This is a genomic window from Streptomyces sp. NP160, assembly GCF_006335115.1.
Taxonomy (GTDB): domain Bacteria; phylum Actinomycetota; class Actinomycetes; order Actinomycetales; family Quadrisphaeraceae; genus Quadrisphaera.
The window spans coordinates 1-534 of record NZ_VDMJ01000064.1; the positions used below are offsets into that span (position 1 = coordinate 1).

1 pseudogene is annotated in these 534 nt (G+C 74.2%); it reads right to left on the reverse strand.

What is annotated here, in order from left to right:
• Positions 1-191 precede the first annotated feature (191 nt).
• Positions 192-534: pseudogene (locus FHN55_RS24005) on the reverse strand (chromosome segregation protein SMC); the annotation flags it as partial.

The following is a 534-nucleotide window of genomic DNA, read 5'->3' on the forward strand; positions in this document are numbered from 1 at the left end:
GCAGGCCCCGACCAGACGGCCCGATCAGGACGGGGTGCTGGCCCGCTCCCGCAGCCGCTGGGACACCACCGCGGTGACGCCGTCGGAGCGCATCGTCACGCCGTAGAGGGCGTCGGCGATCTCCATGGTCCGCTCCTGGTGGGTGATGACGATGAGCTGGCTGGAGGCGCGCAGCTCCTCCAGCACCGCNNAGCGCGACGGCGGTCAGCGAGCGCTCCCCGCCCGAGAGCAGGCTCAGGCGCTTGACGCGCTTGCCCGCCGGCCGGGCCTCCACCTCCACGCCCGTGGTGAGCAGGTCGGAGGGGTCGGTGAGCACGAGGCGGCCCTCGCCGCCGGGGAAGAGCCGCGGGAAGACCCGCTCGAAGGCCGCGGCGGTGTCGGCGAACGCCTCGGCGAAGGCCTGCTGCACCCGCTCGTCGACCGTCCGCACGATCTCCAGCAGGTCGGCGCGCGTGGTGCGCAGGTCCTCCAGCTGGGAGGTGAGGAACGCCGAGCGCTCCTCCAGCGCGGCGTACTCCTCCAGCGCGAGGGGGT